Source organism: Lentilactobacillus senioris DSM 24302 = JCM 17472 (genome assembly GCF_001436555.1).
In the GTDB taxonomy this organism is placed as follows: domain Bacteria; phylum Bacillota; class Bacilli; order Lactobacillales; family Lactobacillaceae; genus Lentilactobacillus; species Lentilactobacillus senioris.
The window spans coordinates 303,543-320,176 of record NZ_AYZR01000004.1; the positions used below are offsets into that span (position 1 = coordinate 303,543).

At 40.3% G+C, this 16,634-nt stretch carries 11 protein-coding genes; 7 read left to right on the forward strand and 4 right to left on the reverse strand.

The window, feature by feature from the left end; translation table 11 throughout:
- Positions 1-82: 82 nt before the first annotated feature.
- Entirely contained in the window at positions 83-667 is a 585-nt protein-coding gene (rdgB, locus tag FC56_RS01775) for an RdgB/HAM1 family non-canonical purine NTP pyrophosphatase (RefSeq protein ID WP_056977642.1), read from the forward strand.
- 55 nt (positions 668-722) lie between these two features.
- On the opposite strand, the gene FC56_RS01780 is transcribed toward rdgB, so the two are convergent.
- The 3 genes from FC56_RS01780 to FC56_RS01790 all read right to left on the reverse strand — a co-directional run bounded on the left by FC56_RS01780 (position 723) and on the right by FC56_RS01790 (position 5,879).
- Positions 723-3,182, reverse strand: coding sequence for a phosphoketolase family protein (locus tag FC56_RS01780; protein ID WP_056977644.1), 2,460 nt, complete (start codon positions 3,180-3,182; stop codon positions 723-725).
- Between the two features lie 490 nt (positions 3,183-3,672).
- Positions 3,673-4,416: a DUF4811 domain-containing protein gene (locus tag FC56_RS01785; RefSeq protein WP_054670680.1), complete on the reverse strand. Its 744-nt coding sequence runs from the start codon at positions 4,414-4,416 to the stop codon at positions 3,673-3,675.
- Entirely contained in the window at positions 4,416-5,879 is a 1,464-nt protein-coding gene (locus FC56_RS01790; protein WP_056977646.1) for an MDR family MFS transporter, read from the reverse strand. The genes FC56_RS01785 and FC56_RS01790 overlap by 1 nt, the downstream gene beginning before the upstream one ends.
- A gap of 196 nt (positions 5,880-6,075) precedes the next feature.
- On the opposite strand from FC56_RS01790, the gene FC56_RS01795 reads away from it, so the two are divergent.
- The 6 genes from FC56_RS01795 (at position 6,076) to FC56_RS01820 (ending at position 15,563) form a co-directional block, all read left to right on the forward strand.
- Positions 6,076-6,510: a MerR family transcriptional regulator gene (locus FC56_RS01795; RefSeq protein WP_054670685.1), complete on the forward strand. Its 435-nt coding sequence runs from the start codon at positions 6,076-6,078 to the stop codon at positions 6,508-6,510.
- Between the two features lie 155 nt (positions 6,511-6,665).
- Positions 6,666-7,868, forward strand: coding sequence for an MFS transporter (locus FC56_RS01800; RefSeq protein ID WP_056977648.1), 1,203 nt, complete (start codon positions 6,666-6,668; stop codon positions 7,866-7,868).
- A 155-nt stretch (positions 7,869-8,023) separates the two neighbouring features.
- Positions 8,024-8,941, forward strand: coding sequence for an ABC transporter ATP-binding protein (locus FC56_RS01805; RefSeq protein WP_056977650.1), 918 nt, complete (start codon positions 8,024-8,026; stop codon positions 8,939-8,941).
- Complete coding sequence (locus FC56_RS01810; protein ID WP_056977653.1) at positions 8,938-10,548, forward strand: ABC transporter permease; 1,611 nt, start codon at positions 8,938-8,940, stop codon at positions 10,546-10,548. The genes FC56_RS01805 and FC56_RS01810 overlap by 4 nt, the downstream gene beginning before the upstream one ends.
- A 14-nt stretch (positions 10,549-10,562) precedes the next feature.
- Positions 10,563-11,222 (forward strand): TetR/AcrR family transcriptional regulator, encoded by a 660-nt coding sequence (locus FC56_RS01815; RefSeq protein WP_056977655.1) that lies wholly within the window; start codon positions 10,563-10,565, stop codon positions 11,220-11,222.
- Between the two features lie 321 nt (positions 11,223-11,543).
- Complete coding sequence (locus FC56_RS01820) at positions 11,544-15,563, forward strand: YhgE/Pip family protein (RefSeq protein WP_056977657.1); 4,020 nt, start codon at positions 11,544-11,546, stop codon at positions 15,561-15,563.
- Between the two features lie 129 nt (positions 15,564-15,692).
- Here the strand turns inward: FC56_RS01820 and FC56_RS01825 are convergent, their stop codons facing one another.
- Positions 15,693-16,355: a LysM peptidoglycan-binding domain-containing protein gene (locus tag FC56_RS01825; protein WP_054670700.1), complete on the reverse strand. Its 663-nt coding sequence runs from the start codon at positions 16,353-16,355 to the stop codon at positions 15,693-15,695.
- Positions 16,356-16,634 lie beyond the last annotated feature (279 nt).

Here is a 16,634-nt window from a genome sequence, read left to right on the forward strand (position 1 = left end):
GGGGTTTTTTAGTTGGCTAGAAAAATTAAATTATTTCTACTATACTCAAAGTAACTAATTTGATAGAAACGGTGGTAAAACGATGAAAACTCTAATCATTGCCAGTCAAAACGCCCATAAAGTGGCTGAATACCAACAAATGTTGAAGGGCTTGGATGTTGAGATAAAGTCCTTGGCGGATTTTGACCAAGTCCCAGCAATTGATGAAAACGGGGCGACCTTTTCGGAAAATGCCCACATCAAGGCGCAAGCAATTGCTAGTTACTTCCAGTTGCCTGTGATTGCTGACGATTCCGGCTTGATGGTTACGGCATTAAATAACGAACCAGGAGTTCATTCTGCTCGCTACGCTGGCGACCACGATGATGAAGCTAACCGGCAAAAAGTATTGGACGGCCTCAAAGATAAGATGGATCGGACAGCGGTATTTCATACCACAATTGTAGCGCTAAAACCCACCGGAGAAGAATTGGAGACGGTAGGGGAAGTTCCCGGTCAAATTTTGCCAGAAAAACGCGGTTCTGAAGCGTTTGGCTACGATTGTATCTTTATGCCAGACGGTTACGACAAGAGCTTTGGCGAGATGACAAAGACCGAAAAAGACGCAATTAGTCATCGTGGCCGAGCATTGGAGCAATTACTGCAGCAGTTTGATGAATGGTGGTAAAAATTTGAACACAAAAAAACCGACTTAGCAAAGTCGGTTTTTTCTTTAACTTAAATTACTTCTTAAGGGGAGTCCATGACCAGTCAGTGAATTCTTCAATATCATGACCTTCTTCACGGGTAACCTTGAAGTGCTTAGCTAAGATGTCGTCCATCTTCTTATCGAAGGCAGCACCGGCAGCATTGTCGATAACACCCTTGTCCATAAGAATCTTAACAGCGTCTTTAGCTTGGTTGAAACGATCTAACTTAGAATATACACGCATATCGTAAGCAGTGGTGATATCACCATCTTCACGGTAACCGTGAACGTTTAAGCCTAAGTGTTGACGTTCGTAGAACATTGATTCAATCAAGTCTTCGAAACCATGGAAACCAAATACAACTGGTGTACCTGATTCGCCGAAGAACTTGTTGAATTCAGCGTCACTTAATTCACGTTCTTGGTTAAGAAGACCATTCTTCTTTTGAAGACGTCCTAATTCAACAACGTTGACGTAACGCATTTTAACGTTAGGGAAGGCTTCGTTGATAAGATCAACAGCAGCCAAAGATTCGATGGTTGGTTCTACACCGGCTGAAGCAAAGACGATATCAGCATCTTCACCTTCAGCAACAGTAGAAGCCCAGTCGATAGTCTTAAGACCAGTGTTAGCCAATTCATCAGCTTCTTCAACTGAGAACCATTGTTGACGAGGTTGCTTAGAAGCAACAATGTGGTTAACTTTTTGACGGTCTTTGAAGGCCCGGTCGAAGACTGCAAGCAATGTGTTACCATCAGCTGGTAGGTATTGACGGATGAAGTCTGACTTCTTTTCTGCCAAGTGAGTAAGCATACCAGGATCTTGATGAGTGTAACCATTGTGATCTTGTTGGAATACAGTAGAAGTAGATACCAAGTTCAATGATGGGTAATCATTACGCCAGTTTTGAGCGGCAGCTTGGCGAATCCACTTGAAGTGTTGAGTAGTCATTGAGTCAACAACTCGAAGGAATGATTCGTATGAAGTAAATACACCGTAACGACCAGTCAAAGTGTAACCTTCAAGCCAACCTTCAGCTTGGTGTTCTGATAATTGAGCATCCAAGATACGGCCTTCTGGAGCTTCGTATTGATCGTAAGGTTCGTTAACTTTACTTTCCCATTGACGGTTAGTAACGTTGAACATATCCCAGAGACGGTTTGACATAGTTTCATCAGGACCGAATACCCGGAATGAAGTTGGGTTCTTAGTAGCGATACCAGCAAAGAAAGTAGATAGAACGTTCATATCCATGTTCCGCTTGCCGTCTGCTAATTCAGTACCACGGTTGTCTTCGTTGATGTCGTTAGCTAATGACTTCCAGTCTGGTAAGTCAAGTAACTTAGGAGCAGCACCGAATTCACGACCACCGTTAGCAACTGGGTTAGCTGCCATACGCTTGTCACCCTTAGGTGCGAAGTCAGCAACGTCAGCCTTCAATGAACCATCAGTGTTGAATAATTCAGCTGGCTTGTATGAGTTCATCCATTCTTCGAATTCTGGTAATTGGCTCAAGTCGCCTTGCTTCAAGTCAAGTGGCACTTGGTGAGCACGGAATGAACCTTCGATTGGTTCGCCGGCTTTGTTGTGAGTTGGACCACCCCAACCTTTAGGCAAACGAGCGATGATTACTGGCCATGCAGCAATTTCGCCATCTTCGTAACGGCCGTTTTCACGAGCGTCTTTTTGAATTTGCTTGATGTCTTCCATAGCTTTATCAAAGACTTCAGCAGCTTTTTCATGGTAAGTCATGTAGTCATGAATGTCGTCGTTTTCGATGAAACGAGGTGACCATCCAAGACCTTCGAAGAACTTAGCCAAATCTTCATCACTAGTCCGTGAAGTAAGAGTTGGGTTAGAAATCTTGAAACCGTTGATGTCAAGAATTGGCAATACGGCACCGTCATTCTTAGGGTTCAAGAATTTGATTGAGTTCCATGCAGTCATTGCAGGACCAGTTTCGTTTTCACCATCACCAATGACAGTAAATGCGATTTGGTCTGGGTTATCTAAAACAGCACCAGTAGCGTGTGATAGTGAGTAACCAAGTTCTCCACCTTCATGAAGTGAACCTGGAGTTTGGGCAGTCATATGAGAACCAATTCCACCAGGGAATGAGAAACGCTTGAATAAACGTGACATACCTTCAACATCTTGAGTAATTTCAGGATAGTCTTCAGTGTAAGTACCGTCCAAGTAAGCGTTAGTAACCATAACTTGGCCACCGTGACCAGGGCCACCAATGTAGAACATGTTAGCGTCGTACTTGTTGATCAAACGGTTAGCATGTGCGTACAAGAATGTTTGGCCAGAGATAGTTCCCCAGTGACCAATAGGCTTAACTTTAACGTCATCCTTTTGGATAGGGGTGTTAGTTACTGAGAACAATGGGTTTGATTTCAAGAAAATCATACCACCAGAAAGGTAAGTAGCTGCACGCCACCAGGCGTCAACTTTTTCCAAATATTCTTTGGAATCGTAATCTACTGTCATTAATTAATACTCCTTTAAAAATGAGTTGATAAATTTTTCTTTACCAGTTATAAGAATACCTAATGTTAACGAAAAGTCAACCTTATTTAGAATTGATACGTTCCAATATTAAATTATATCCGTTCCAAAATTATGTGAAGGGCTTAACTGATGTATTTACCAAGCTATTAGATAATTTTGAAACCAAAAATTTAATTGGTAAAACATTTCAAAAAAGCAATAGTAGCAGTAATTGTAGGGGCCGATTTATGTGAAGTTAAGCAGGATTATTTTTTAAGATAGTGAATAAATTAGCAATACTTAAATTGAAATTTATTTTTTTATGATTATATTTTTATATAAATTCAATATCATTTTGAAATTTAATTTATGGTTTTCATTAAATAGGTCTAGTTACTTAAAAACAGCCAATAGCAACCGGTTAGGTTGAGCCATTGACTGTTTTTGATTAGTGTTTAGAAATAACCCCAGTATAATAGGGTTTAACAACCTATCTACTTTGGTCCATCTTAATCAACTGTTGCTTTTGCTTATCCATTGCAGTGGCAGTTACCTTAGCCACAATTTGTTTTTGCAAAGCTTTTTGTTGGGCGGCACTCATCGTCGGATTTTTTTGCATGGCGGCCATCATTTGTTGTTTGACCACTTTAGCCATCTGGGCTTTTTGAGCTGCTTGTTGTTTTTTGTTAGCTTTAGCTTGTTTTTGCAAGTCTTTAGCTTGCTTAGAAGTTAAGACTACGTAGCTATCTGGAAGTTCAAAGGTGTTAATTCTAGATTTATAAACGGAACCATCACCCAACCCAGCAAATAAGATTTTATAGAAATCATTCTTATAAACGTATTGTTTGGTTTGGGTAACTAACTTAGCGTTGTCAGTTTTGACGTGCTTATACTTATTGGTGGTGTTAACGTCTACTTGGGTATGCTTAGTTTTACCCTTGTCAGTTAACTTATAAACGACGATTTTTTCGTCTTTGGTTCCTAATTTTTGTTCCACCAACATGTTCATATCCATTTGTTTGATAGCACTAACGGGTTTGATTTGTTTAGTGGTAGTGACGGTTTCTTTCTTCATTCCCCAATGCCAGCTGTCTGCAGCCGTAATGGCGGTCAGAGAAAAGACTAGTAAAGCAAATGACACTACGTACAAAATTACGCGACCGATTCCGTGTTGCATAACCACGTAGGAAACGATGAACAATAATGCGCTAATAATAATTAATGCTAGAGCCATTATTTGTCACCTCCTACAGTTTGTTTTTGCTTCAGCAAGTATGACAATCCCCAGCCAACCAGACAGAAGAGCACTGCGATAGAAAAGGCAGCGGAATAACCATTTAACACGGCATTTTGGGCACCTTCCTTGTAAACGAGGGGATTATTGTGCAAAACGTGTTTAGCGGGCATATCGTCCTTAGTAACGTTGGTTAAAATACTAATCAAAATGGCGGTCCCAACTGAACTAGCAACTTGGCGAGCAGTGTTGTTAACAGCAGTACCGTGACTAATCATGTTAGTTGGTAATGCGTTCATTCCGGCAGTAGAGGTTGGCATCATAACCATCCCTACTCCGAGCATTCGGATACAGTAAGTAACGATAATAAATAGTAATGGGGTTTCCTTAGTTAAGAAAAGAAATGGAATTGTTCCTAGAGTTAAAAGAATCATTCCGGCAGTAGCTAAGTGCTTAGCCCCGTATTTATCGAATAAGCGACCGGTGATAGGACTAGCAATCCCAATCATCAAAGCCCCAGGAAGAAGTGTTAATCCAGATTCTAGCGCTGAGTCGCCCCGAATAGTTTGCAAATAAATTGGAAGAACCATTTCTACTCCGACCATGGCCATGTTAACGTCTGACGAAAGAATGGCGGAGATAGTAAAGTCCCGAGTTTTGAACACACGTAATTCCAAAAATGGATTTTCCAAGTGAAGTTGCCGATAAACGAAAATAGCGATTGCGATTACTCCGATTAAGATGGGAGCAATAACGGTAGGATCGCCCCAACCGTTGTCCCCAACTTGAGAGAAACCATAAAGTAATAAGCCAAAACCTAAAGTAGATTCGGCAGCAGAAATCCAATCCAAGTTACTCTTCTTGGTTGCAAGAACTTTCTTATTAAAGATTAAGCCCACTACCAATGCCAAAATAGTAAATGGAATTAAAGTACTAAATAATGCTCGCCAGTTGTAGTTATCAATTAACCAACCAGAAAGGGTAGGTCCAATTGCGGGAGCAAGACCGATGGCAAGGCCCATCATTCCCATGACGGCCCCACGGCGATCTGGTGGGTAAATAGAAAGTAATACCGTTTGGGCAACGGGCATTGCGATTCCGGCCCCTACCGCTTGAATAACTCGGGCAGCAAAGAGCATGCCAAAGCTCGTAGCGGTCCAGGCCAAGATTGATCCGCCTAAAAAGAAGAACATGGCGGTATTAAATAAGGCCCCACTGCCAAACCGACTAATTAGCCAGGCAGAAATAGGAATCATGACCCCATTGACCATCATGTAGCCAGTGGTAAGCCATTGAACTGTAGATGTAGAAACGTCAAAGGAATCCATTAATGTAGGATAAGCAGTCGCTAACATGGTACTACTTAATACGGACATAAATAGACCCAAAATAATAGCCACCATCATCATGGTACGATTATATGGTTTGCCGTTGGCGTCTAATGTTTGTTGCTTTTCAGCCATTGTGTATGTTGCTCCTTTTGTATTAAATTGACTTTAATATACTAACGCTAGTAAAAATCATTGTCAACTAAATTGACAATGCTATCATTTTTTCTTACAATGACGTACGAAAATTTGCCATAACTGTTAGAATTTGTTATAGTGTTTCATCGTAAAGGGGTCGCAATTATCTTAAACGGAAACGAGTGAATAAATAATGGGAAATCCAATTGGCAAGTTTATGGATACTGATAATTTAATCTTTGGCATTGGGCAGGTAAGCAAAATCACCGGTGTTTCATCCCGTTCGTTACGTTATTGGGAGAGTCAGGGATACATTAGTACCTTAAAATCCGATAATGAAAAACAAACTTCTAGGCAATATAATGTCCAAAACTTACTCAAAATCTTTCGAATTAAGCATTTCCAAGACGAAGGATATACATTACAGGGCGCGGTAGAACAAGCTCTTAAATTGCAAGAACAGTTACCGATTGTTAAACACTTTATGGAAAACCAGATTCAAGATATTATCATCGAAGAAGATAGAGGAATTATTGATTTTGGATTCGTTGATGATAGTAAAAAGCAGAAAATTTTGGGAATTGTGGACCGAAATGCTAATTCTCATTTTGAAATTCAAGACGTCTAAGATGCAAAAAAGCGTTGTGTCCCAAGGGATACAACTCTTTTCTTTATCTAGATAACTATATTATAGAAGAAATGATGATTGATAAAGGTGGACACGCCCGGATTGTTTAGATATACTGGTAAACAGACTCTATTAACGAATAAGGGAGGACCACCGTGTCATCACAAGTAAAAAAAGCCATTTTTGTTTTAATTCTTAGTAGTTTTTTGGTCTGCATTGGGATGAGCCTGATTTTCCCGGTAATGCCGTTCATTAAAAACGAACTTCATTTTTCAGCCTTAGATATGGGGATTATGAATTCCTTATATGCTTTGGCTCAATTGATTGGTTCGCCCATTATTGGCCGTTTATCTGATCGTACTGGTCGTAAACGAGTGTTAGTAATGGGGCTAGCCCTTTTCTTTGTCGGCGAATCACTTTTTGCCTTATCCAACCAGTTAATCGTGATGGATATTTCCAGAACCATCGGGGGGATTTCAGCTGCGATGGTAGTGCCTACTGCTAACGCGCTAGCTGCTGATATTACCACTCCGAAGCAACGAGCTAAAGTTATTGGTTGGCTATCAGCCGCCTTTAGTGGTGGATTGGTGTTAGGCCCTGGGATTGGTGGTATCTTAGCTAAATTTAGTTATAAGACGCCGTTTTGGGTTGCTGCTGGACTAGGCTTGTTAAGTATGTTTGCAATGATTGCTTTAATGCCTAAAGAAAGTGAGCTTAAGCAATTAATGGTTAATCGGCCAACTGGCGAGACTGCTAAAGAACCAAGTAACTTACTACAAGATTCTTGGAAACTATTAACTGGTCCGATGAGTTTATTATTCATTATGATTTTAATTTCTGCTTTTGGATTAGTTAGTTTCGAAAGTATCTATAGTTTGTACGTTAACGAGGTCCATCACTTTACTATGAGTAACATTGCGTTAGTTTTAACGCTTAATGGAATTATTTCTTTACTGTTCCAAATCTTGTTGTTCGATCGAATGGTAATGTGGTGGTCCGAAAAAAACGTGATCCGTTACTGCTTCTTATTTGCGCTCATCGGCACCCTTTGGATTATTATGGCGCACCAAAAGTGGGCAGTGATTGTTGCTACTTTAATTGTCTTTACTACTTTTGATTTGTTACGGCCAGCAATTACCACGATGTTAACTAAGGCTAGTATGACTGACCAAGGATTGGTTAATGGGTTAAATATGTCCTTAACCAGTATCGGTAATATTATTGGCCCAATTACCTCTGGAGCATTATTGGATTATAATTATCACTACCCATACTTAGTGGTAGTAGTGTTCATGTTATTGTCATTTTTCATGACCTTTAAAATTAAAAATATTAAGCAACCAGCAGCCCTAAAATAAATGGGCTAAGAAACGGAAACTAATGACTAATCAGGTCTTAGGGACCGTTTCTTTTTTTATTCAACCTAAAATGACTACATGGTCATTGACTATATAGTCATTAATAGTATAATGAACCTCAATTAAGGGATTAGCTTGTTGAGGGAGGGATTGTGATGACAACACAACCAGTGATTCAAATCCAGCATTTACAAAAATATTTTGGTAAATTTGAGGCATTAAAGGATATTAATTTAACTTTGTATCCCGGACAGGTCTTAGGTTTTATTGGCCCTAACGGTGCCGGTAAATCGACTACTATTCGGACGATTTTAGGATTAATTAAAGCCTCCGAGGGGACCACCACCGTTTTCGGGCAGGATGCTTGGAAAGACGCGGTTAAGATTCATGAACAATTGGCTTACGTTCCGGGTGACGTCTATCTGTGGTCTAATTTGACTGGTGGTCAAACTATTGATTTGTTACTGCACATGTCACACCAAAACCATACTAAAAAAACTGATGAATTAATTCAAAAATTTGAACTGGATACCGGCAAGAAAAATCGAACTTATTCGAAAGGTAACCGGCAGAAAGTGGCGTTGATTTCTGCACTGTCTACTGATGTGCCACTATACATTTTTGACGAACCTACTTCGGGATTAGATCCATTGAACGAACAAATTTTTCAAGATGAAGTGGCGGCTTTAAAAGCAGCTGGAAAAAGTATTTTATTATCTAGCCATATCTTGTCAGAAGTAGAACGGATGGGGGATGTCATTTCTATCATTCGTGAAGGTACCATTATTGAAACCGGGACGTTAGCTTCCATGCAACATTTGACTCGTAATCAGGTCACCGTGACTACCCAAAAGCCGTTAGATCAATTAGAAGGGATGCACGGGGTTCATCAGTTAACGTTGTCAGTTAATAAACTCCAAGCCAAATTTAGCTTGGACGGTGATGCTACTACTGCAGTGATGGCGTATTTAGCCGAAAATTTAATTGTTAAATTAAAGACTACGCCCCCAACGTTAGATGATTTGTTCCTGCGGTATTACGAAAACAACGGGCAGGGTGGTGAACAATCATGACCCAATTGGCAGAAACTAAACGCTTATTATTAGCGGACCTAAAGCGGGATCGGACTAAAATTATTGTGTGGATGTTAGTGTTAGCAGGACTATTTTTAGCGGTGGCTTATAAATTTACCAATTTATATGGTAGTCCTAGTCAAATTAACACGATTGCCGAAACGTTAAAATCCAAAGCAATGGAATCTTTATTTGGCCCGTTAGCTCGTAGTACCAATTTAAATACTGCTATTATTTTCGCATCTGAAATGCTAATTTTCTGGGCCATTTTTATGGTGATCTTTAATTACTCATTAGCCATTGGGGCCACTCGGAGCCAAGAAGAGTCCGGCTTGACTGAAATGATTCGTGGTGGTCATCCCGTTGGACGCCAGGCCCCACTATTGGCCGCTATCCTAGAACTAACTTTGATTGATGGATTATTTACCATTTTAAGTGGAGTGGGCCTTCAGCTAGCAAATTTACCAGGAGCCAATACTAATGGTAACTGGTTGCTGGCGTTAGCGTTAGGGATTGTTGGTTGGACGTTTGGAATGGTTGCATTGGTTTTTGCGCAATTATTTAATGACGCGCACAACGCCATGCTGAGTGGTTATCTATTTTTTGGAGCGACCTACCTTATTCGCATGATTACTGACGTAACCAATCCGGATTGGACTTGGCTTTCACCACTAGGCTGGGTTGAAAAAACTAGTATTTACGTTGATAACAACTGGCTACCGATGATTTTGTACGCTGTAACTGGGTTTGCGATGTTAGCGATCGCGTTCGCGTTAAACGCAAACCGGGATATCGATGCCGGGATTATTGCTGTTCGGCCGGGCAAGCAAACCAGTAACTTTTTAGCCGGTCCCGGGAGCTTATTATTTTGTACCCAAAAAACTACCAGTTTGGTCTGGATAGTGGGAGTGTTTGTGTTAGGAGCTAGTTACGGCTCGGTGTTTGATAGTATTGGCAAATTAGTCAAAACATCACCAGTTATTCAAGAAGTGCTCGGAACCAGTGGTGTGCGGCACGCCGAAAAACTACAAGTGCTCAACTTTATTGGTATCTTAGGAATGATTTTTAGTATCCTAGCGGTGATCGCCGGTGGGATGGTAGTTAATAAAATTGAAACCGATAACCAAAAGGGTTACTTAGGATTAGTAGGTGCCAAACCAATTAGCCGCAATCGCAATTTAGCGACCGTAATAGCCTATGGTGGTGGGCTAGCCACTACCGTTTTGGCTAGTGCGATTGCCGGAACTCAGTTAGCCGCTAACGCGGTGATGAAACGTCCCCTCGCTGCTCACTATTATTGGCAAACTGCCGTAGCAATGGTGCCAATAATTTTACTATTAATTGGGTTATTAGTAGCACTAGTTGGGTGGTTACCTAAATGGCGCTCTGTGACTTGGGGTTATTTAGGATTGGCGTTTGTCATTTCTTACTTTGGCAAACTGTTAAAGTTACCGGAATGGGGTCTTAAACTATCTCCATTTTACTGGTTAAGAAAAGTACCAGTAGACAAGGTTGACTGGGCAGTCTGGTGGTTTATATTGGTTCTCGCTGCGATCTTGATAGTTATCGGTTTTATTGGCTATAATAGACGGGACTTAGATCGATAGAAAGAGGAGACAACATGACTAAACGATTAGCTGAAGACCCCCAGAAAAAGGCAGCTATTTTAAAAACGGCCCTTCACGAATTTGCAATCAATGGTTACGGGGCTAGTACAGATCTGATTGCAGTTAAGGCTGGTGTTTCTAAAGGCACGGTATTTCGCTATTTTGCTAATAAGGCGACATTATATAGTGAAGTAGTCGATGCCGCTTTAGATAACGTAATGAATCAGGCGGATTTAACGGTGTGGACAGAGTCAACTGATTTGGTCAGTATGATTGTGAGAGCAACCCAGTATAAACTGGAGTTAGCGCAACGGTTTCCGGATGAGTTTGCGTTATTGATTGCGGTTTATAAGAATGACGATAATCTACCAGATGGTTCTGGTGAAAATCTACACCGGACATTTGGTCAGTGGACGAAGGAGAATGTCGATCGCTTGATTAACCCTGTTTTCGATCGTTTAAAGATTCGACCAGAATTAGACAAGCAAGTAGTTCGGCGCTACTTACTGAATAACGTTAAAAGCATGACCGAGCGAGCGCAGAGTTATTTACAAAGTCATCCCGATGTTAAAAGCATTGATCAAATGACGGAGTTAATCACCGAAATTAAAATGGAGATGGATATCATTGAACACGGCATCGTAGCTAATGGTTCAGGTGATGATCTCTACTAGTTAAATAAACCACGATAGTTAGCCTAGTTGACGGGGACTATCGTGGTTTTTGCTTATTGTGGAGGGATAAATTGGGCTTCATTTTTATTTTTGCATATTTTTTCAACGGGGCATTAACCATATTGTTTTTTAAACAAAAGCCGGAAAGTCGCTTATATCAAGGGAATTAGATCAGGTAGAATACCATTCTAAATTAGTTTATGATATTTACTATTTTTTGAATCGGGATTATACTTTTAAGCATACATTAAAATACCTGGTTTCTAGCCTTTATAACTATTTATACGTCCTGGTAAAATGCAAAATTATGAGCAGAAAGGTGTGTTTAATATTTTTAAGCGACGGGGGGTCCGGATTGCTGCAATTGTTTTGGGAGTGACTTTGCCGGTTATTGCGGCGTTACTGTTCTTGCAATCTGTGTGGAATCCGTTTGGCCATACTAGCCGATTACCAATTGCGGTGGTGAATAACGATAAGGCAGTGCTTTATCAAGGCAAGACCATGGCTGTTGGGGATCAAATGGTAAACCAACTAAAGCAAAATCACGGCATGCAATGGCATTTTGTGAATGCTAAGACTGCCAAAGATGGATTGAAAAACAATAAGTATTATACAGTCGTTACGATACCTAAGAATTTTTCTCAAAATGCAACGACAGTTATGAATAAGAACCCTAAAACAATGCAGTTGAAGTATAAAACTAATGATTCTATGAATTACATTGCAGGGGTCATGAGTAGCGTAGGGCTTACTCAAGTGAACGAACAAGTGCGGGCAGCAGTAACCAAAAGTTATGCTCTAGCTTTATTTTCTCAGATTAAAACCTCTGGGAAGGGATTTCAAAAAGCAGCTGACGGTGCTACCCAATTAAAGGATGGAACCGTTACGCTGCAATCTGGATTAAAACAATACACAACCGGGGTTAAGACGCTTAAAAACGGAATGGATACTATGTACACTAGTGTTCAGCCGTTGCCTAGTGGGGTCCAAAAATTAACCACTGGTGGTAATCAACTTAGTGCTGGTTTGAATCAATTAAACGATAAAAGCGGCCAATTAGTTAATGGGGTTAATCAGCTTGCTGATGGCTCAGGTCAATTGAATACCGGACTACAAACTTTGAATAACAAAACGGGAACCTTACAGTCCGGGGTTGGCAAGCTAGCCACTGGTGGAACTCAATTAGATGATGGATTGCAAACCTTAAACGGCAATACTGGAACTTTAAAATCTGGTGTTAGTCAATTAGCCAACGGTTCTAGCAAGATTAACAATGGATTAAAGCAACTTAACAACAAGAAGGGTGATTTATCTACCGGAGTGGTTAAACTTGCTGACGGGTCTAACCAATTGAAATCTGGAGTGGTCACCTATACTAATGGAGTTTATCAGGTTAATGATGGTCTCCAACAACTGAACGCTAAAAAAGGTGATTTAGCTGATGGGGTCAGCAAATTAGTAGCTGGTTCTGGTAAGTTATTACCGGGCTGGACGCAATATACTGATGGAGTCACACAATTGAACTCCGGAATTAAGCAATTGGATGATTCAAAGGGAACTCTGGCGGACGGGGTTAAACAACTAACTGATGGCTCAGACCAAATGCTTGATAAAGTTATAGGTAGTGGAACAAAAGATAGTCCTGAACTGGTAAGCGGAACTCAACAATTAGCTAGTGGATTATCTCAGTTAAACACTGGATTAACTCAATTAAAAGAACAATTGGGAGATTTACCAGTCCAGTTACAAGCTCTTTACGACTCTTTAAATGACAATGCCGCTGGAGCAATGAAGACGTTAACTGGAAAAGATTATTCAGCTTTTATTAAGGGAGGCGTGCTAAGTAACGCAACTGATGGGTATCAGGCAGCAGATGGTCTCTATTCAACTCTTACTAGTCAAAATACCGCTAACCAAGCGGCTTTGAAAAAAATCGAAAATGAGTTGGATGCGTTAAATACTGGTACTACAAATAGTAACCAAGCAACTAGCACAACTTCTAATCAAGATTCTACTAATAACACGGTAGTGCCAACGTTTAAGTTGGGTGATAGCGATAAAGCAACTAAGAAAGCCAATGATAGTGAAAGCAGCGATGATGTTGCTGATAGTACAGAAACCCTTAATCAAGCGGTGAAGAAACTACAAACCGATGTGGCTAATAGTACTAAAACTACTACCACGTCAGTGAAATCTAAAGCTACAGAACCAGCAACTAATTCCGAAGTTAATTCGGATAAGACTGGTGATACTAGTGAGGAAATTAACGCTAAGATTGACGCTGTTAGTCAAAAGCAAGATTTAACTCCTAAGCAAACGGCAGCTTTAAAATCCGCTTTGAAGGATTCTAGAACTGATAATACTACTCAGGCAAACGCTGATAACGGTGATTCTACTAAGGTCACCACGACTACTTCAAAGGAAACTGCTTCAAATAATACAGCAGTTATTAAAGCCGATATGGCTGCAGTAAAAACGGCGGCAAAGCAACAGTCTGTGGCAGTGGCTGATGCTAACGTCGTTGATTCTAATAAATCAACTAATGATAAAACGGTTGCCACAACTGCTACAACGAGTTCAGAAGCTCCTAAGGCTAACTTAGCAGAGGTGGCTACCATTAAAGCTGAAGTTCAAGCGTTAGAAAAGCAAATGGCAGCAGATAAAGCAACCAATACGAAGGCTGCATCTACTGCGAAAGCATCATTTAACTCTATTAAAATGATTTTAAACGGAATGGCGGCTCTTAAAATTACCGGCGTTTTGGATCAATTAAAAGCTCAAATTGCTACCGCCAATGGTGATGGTACTGATACTAATCCTGGAATCACCGAAGCGTTGAATCAATTGACTAATGGCTCCAGTGAATTATTGGCGGGCGCAAATAAGCTCAGTAGTCAATCACCTGATTTAGTGAGTGGCATAATGCAAATTAATACCGGGCTTCATCAACTGAATGACCAAGTGCCAACTTTAGTGAACGGAATTACGCAACTTTATGATGGTTCGCAAACTTTGGTTGCTAACAATAAGACTTTAATGGACGGCCAAACTCAACTAAATGACGGACTAATTCAGTTGAACAGTCAGGTGCCAACCTTAACTAATGCAATTGGGATGTTGGCAAATGGTTCTGCTACCTTGAACAAGAATTCTGGTGCCCTAAATAGTGGTGCCAAACAGTTAAGTACTGGATTGGGACAGTTAAATAAACAAGTTCCTGTTTTGACTAGTGCAATTGGTAAATTAGCAGCTGGTTCTACCACTGAAAACGATGGAATGCAAAGCTTAAATGGTCAGGTGCCAACCTTAGTGAACGGTGTTCATAAATTAGCCAACGGTTCCGGACAATTAAACACAGGTCTTCAAAGTTTAAATGGCCAGGTACCAACTTTAGTAAGTGGAGTTTCTAAGTTAGCAAATGGTTCTAGTCAATTAGATACCGGGTTAGGAACTCTACAATCAAGTACTCCAGCGCTTCAATCAGGGGTAAAACAGTTAGCTGATGGGGGAAGCCAATTAAGTACCGGATTAAATACGTTAAATAGCTCTACTGGAGCTTTGATTGACGGGGCTAAGCAGTTAGATGATGGTGCTAGTCAATTAGATGCTAACTCAGGCAAGCTAAATGGTGGAACCGGACAGTTAATTAACGGGGATAACACCTTATCTACTTCGCTTCAAGGGGGAGCTGATCAGGTTAAGGCAGTACCGTTAAATAACAAGATGGCGCAAATGTTTGCAGCCCCTACTAACGTTAAACGTGATAGTACTAATTACGTACCAAACTTTGGGTTTGCAATGGCACCATTTGTTATTTCATTACTGACTTTGCTTGGGGTAACAGCTATTGCCGCCTTAATGGCTCGTTTAACCGGCTTTAAGACCAAGCGATCTATTTACGAAACGGTGGGATTGGCTGGCCTTCAGGGCTTTGTCACCACGGCTGTAATTATCATGATTTTAAAGCAAGTTGATCATCCACTTCAATTTGTTATTCTAGGGATTTTATTATCGATAGTAACCGCAATGATTGAAATTGTCCTCTTTAAGTATTTGAAGTACTGGGCCTTTCTACTTGCGGGAGCAGTACTGGGAACTTCAGTCTTCTTCTCAAACGATATTTATCCGTCTGAAACTATTAATTCTTTAAGTGATTACTTAGGATTATTGTCACCAGTGCATTATACGAACTTGGCACTACGCCAATGTCTCACTGGCGGGATTGATATTAATGTAGGAGAAATGATCTTCCTTCTAATTATGGGGGTTCTCGTTTTAATTTTATGGTTAATCTATCTTATGGGGAATAAGACTAAGCCACAACATGCGGCTGAAAATTAAGCAAATTAAAAGCGGCTTGAATTGATTACAATTCAAGCCGCTTTTTTTGTGGATTTAATCTAATGAAGTGAATAAATCAGGGCGACAAAAAAACACCCACTAGGGGTGTTTTTTAAGGTTAAGCTGTGATTACATTGACCAAGCAGCCATACCTTGTTGGTTGTAAAGACTTACAGCAGCATCGATTTGGTCTTGAACAGAACCGCCACTGATGTGCATGTTTTGGAACAATCCGTAGGCACCTGAAGTGCTGTTACGAACTGATGATTGCCAGTTTGATTCACGGTTAATGATGTAGTTCCAAGTTGAAGCTGAAACACCAGTCCGTGCTTCCATTTGGCTTAATACGTCAGCGTGTGAGCCAGTGCCATAGTTGCTGCTTGATGATGAAGTGTTAGCAGTGTTTGAAGAAGCAGTGTTAGTGCTTTGAGCTGCAGTATTAGTGTTAGTGTTGTTGTATGAAGCACTAGTATTGTTAGTAGTAGTTGAAGCTACTGGAGTGCTTTGAGTTTGGGCAGTAGTTGCAGTGGTAGTAGCAGCTGCTTGAGTGTTGTTTGAAGTAGTGTTTTGACCAACTTCAAGTTGTTGACCAACGAAGATAAGGTTAACGTTGCTCAAGTTGTTGCGTGAAGCAATACCGTTAATAGTATCGTTGTGTGAAGCAGCGATGTTAGCAACTGTGTCACCTGATTGAACAGTGTAAGTGTCAGCGCTAGCTGCCAAACTACCTAAACCTAAGAAACCTGCAATAACTGATAATGTAACTAAACTCTTTTTGATAATGATAACCACCTTTAAATTCTTTCTTTTGAAATTTTCTTTTTCAAATCCTACGGACAACAATAATTAATCAAACTTTACTTTCAACATAAGAGTCAAATGACCCAACATTTTCCGATAAAGTAACCTCCTAATAAAAGTTGCCGATACAACCTTGAATTTATCGATCAAGTAAAAAATCGATTTTCGTATCTCGTCGAAATAACTATTCGATTTGATTACGCTGGATAATCATAACAAATCCAAAAAAATCGTCAACCCACTTTTTAAATAAGACAAAATTATTACAGC

Excerpts from the sequence above, each read along its gene's own strand:
- FC56_RS01780 (WP_056977644.1), bottom strand. The coding sequence starts at position 3,182 with ATGACAGTAGATTACGATTCCAAAGAATATTTGGAAAAAGTTGACGCC.
- FC56_RS01805 (WP_056977650.1), top strand. The coding sequence starts at position 8,024 with ATGACAACACAACCAGTGATTCAAATCCAGCATTTACAAAAATATTTT.
- FC56_RS01795 (WP_054670685.1), top strand. The coding sequence starts at position 6,076 with ATGGGAAATCCAATTGGCAAGTTTATGGATACTGATAATTTAATCTTT.
- FC56_RS01785 (WP_054670680.1), bottom strand. The coding sequence starts at position 4,416 with ATGGCTCTAGCATTAATTATTATTAGCGCATTATTGTTCATCGTTTCC.
- FC56_RS01815 (WP_056977655.1), top strand. The coding sequence starts at position 10,563 with ATGACTAAACGATTAGCTGAAGACCCCCAGAAAAAGGCAGCTATTTTA.
- FC56_RS01790 (WP_056977646.1), bottom strand. The coding sequence starts at position 5,879 with ATGGCTGAAAAGCAACAAACATTAGACGCCAACGGCAAACCATATAAT.
- FC56_RS01810 (WP_056977653.1), top strand. The coding sequence starts at position 8,938 with ATGACCCAATTGGCAGAAACTAAACGCTTATTATTAGCGGACCTAAAG.
- rdgB (WP_056977642.1), top strand. The coding sequence starts at position 83 with ATGAAAACTCTAATCATTGCCAGTCAAAACGCCCATAAAGTGGCTGAA.